Source organism: Mycobacterium sp. TH-M106 (assembly GCF_057473765.1).
On record NZ_JBYCLE010000249.1, the window covers coordinates 1 to 2308 of the forward strand.

General features: G+C 66.2%; 3 protein-coding genes. 2 read left to right on the forward strand and 1 reads right to left on the reverse strand.

The features are described 5' to 3' along the window. Positions 1-173 (reverse strand): ATP-dependent Clp protease adaptor ClpS (locus AC2VOP_RS08615; protein WP_486960578.1); only part of this gene is annotated, 173 nt, incomplete at its 3' end. Positions 174-331: 158 nt separating this feature from the next. On the opposite strand from AC2VOP_RS08615, the gene AC2VOP_RS08620 reads away from it, so the two are divergent. Both AC2VOP_RS08620 and AC2VOP_RS08625 read left to right on the forward strand, forming a co-directional pair. Beyond that, the gene (locus AC2VOP_RS08620) at positions 332-1696 is read left to right on the forward strand and encodes a flavin monoamine oxidase family protein (protein ID WP_486960577.1); all 1365 of its coding nucleotides are present in this window, start codon (positions 332-334) and stop codon (positions 1694-1696) included. Between the two features lie 73 nt (positions 1697-1769). Beyond that, positions 1770-2308 (forward strand): beta/alpha barrel domain-containing protein (locus tag AC2VOP_RS08625; RefSeq protein WP_486960579.1); only part of this gene is annotated, 539 nt, incomplete at its 3' end.

The window sequence follows — 2308 nt, forward strand, 5'->3', positions numbered from 1 at the left end:
TCGCTGTAGCCGAACAGCTTCTGAAAGACGTAGGTCACGTAGGTCATCAGGTTGATGGGGTCATCCCAGACGATGGTGATCCACGGGCGATCGGTGATGTCGAGGGCATCGGTGCTCCGCTGGCCGGTAGTGCCCGGCTTCACCGGTGTGGGCGTCGGCGCTGACGGTGCCATGCCCGTCAGGATACCGAGATGTCTTCGTGGTTGCGGGGCCGCTGACACGGTGACGGTTCCCATCGCCGGGTTGCGGGGTGATCAGGCATGGGCTGATATGGGCTGATAGCCTGGCCGCCGTTTTGGCGCCCGGGGAAACAGACCGGAGGGTCGACGCTGTGAAGTGCGTGGATGTCGTTGTGGTCGGCGCGGGATTGAGCGGCCTGATCGCCGCTCGCTCGTTACAGCATGCGGGCCTCAAGGTGACGGTGCTGGAAGCAAGCGAGCGGATCGGCGGCAAGATGCTCACCACCCCCGTCGACGGCGAGCAGGTCGACGTCGGCGCGCACTGGATCGGTCCGACCCAGCATCGCATCACTCGTCTGGCGGCCGAGCTCAAGGTGCCAACACGCCCGCAGTGGCTGGCAGGACACGGTGTGCTCGACATCGATGGACGCCGCTATCGCCTCAACGGGCAGCGGCCACGGCTTCCCGTCGATGTGTCCGCCGACGTCGCGCTGGGAACCGCGCAGCTGTGGACCCTGCGCCGTGGTATCTCATTCGACGGGCCGGCGCACACCCGCCGCCGAACCCGGCTAGATCATCGAAACGGTTTGTGGCTGCGTGATCACACCTTCCGAACCCGGGCCGGCCAGCAGCTGTTCGAAATGACCGTGGGGCTCTTACTCGGCGCCGCGACGTCCGAGGTGTCGGCGCTGTACCTGCTGGCTTTCCTGCGCTCCGGCCGCGGACTGCGTCGGCTCTCCAACTTCCGAGGCGGCGCGCAGCAGGACACTTTCGTCGGCGGAGTAGAACAGATCTACGAGCGCCTCGCGAGCCAGCTCATCGACCCAGTGCGGTTGAACAAGCCGGTAACCGCGATAGAACAAACACCCGATCACGTGAAGGTACACACCGCCGGATCGGAGTTGCCGGCACGACGGGCTATCGTCGCGATCGCCCCGCCGCTGGCCGCGCGGCTGGCCTTCGCACCGCCGCTGCCGGACGAACAGATCACCACAATGGCAGCATTGAGGCTAGGGGCATACACGAAATTCATCGCGCAATACCATCGGCCCTGGTGGCGTGAACAGGGACTCAGCGGACTGGCGCTGTGCACCGCCGGTCCGATCCAGATGGTCGTCGACGACACACATGACGCCGCTGGCCGCGGAACCCTCGCGGCGTTTGTCACCGGCCCCGCTGCACGTGATCTCAGTCGTATGACGGATAACGACCGACAAACCGAACTCCTCAACAAGCTGGGAGAGCTACTGGGTTATCGGGCCACTGAACCCACCACCGTTTTCGAACAAACATGGGCCCAGCAGCCTTGGCTCCAAGGCGCCCCAGTCGCATTCGCACCGCCCGCCGTATTGTCCGAATCAGCTGGGCTACCCAGTCAACCGCACGGACGCATCCACTGGGCAGGCACCGACCTTGCCCGCGAGCACCACGGATATATGGACGGTGCAATAGAGTCCGGACAGCGTGCAGCCGCCGAGGTTATCCGGAACATCAGCGTTCCCGGACAGCAGGCGTGACAGCAGCCGATACCGTTGGCCTGTGAGCGACTCGGCCTGCGCGGGACTGCTGACCGACAAGTACGAGTTGACCATGCTCGCCGCGGCGCTGCGCGACCGCACGGCGAACCGGACGACCACCTTTCAGCTGTTCGCCCGCCGGCTGCCCGAGGGCCGCCGCTACGGGGTGGTCGCCGGCACCGACCGGCTTTTAGAAGCGTTGCCGCGGTTCGGGTTCGACGACGCGGCGTTGGCATCGCTGGCGGAGTTCCTCGATCCGGATACGTTGCGCTACCTACGCGATTACCGGTTCCGCGGTGACGTCGACGGCTACCCCGAGGGTGAGCTGTACTTCGCCGGTTCCCCGGTGCTATCGGTGCAGGGTAGCTTCGCGGAATGCATCGTGCTGGAAACGCTGGTGCTGTCCATCTTCAACCACGACACCGCTGTCGCCTCCGCGGCCGCCCGCATGGTCAGCGCTGCGGCGGGCCGGCCGTTGATCGAAATGGGTTCGCGGCGCACCCACGAGCGGGCCGCGGTCGCCGCGGCGCGGGCGGCCTATCTCGCCGGCTTCGCCGGGTCGTCGAACCTGGAGGCGGGGCGTCGCTACGGGGTACCGGTGGCGGGTACCAG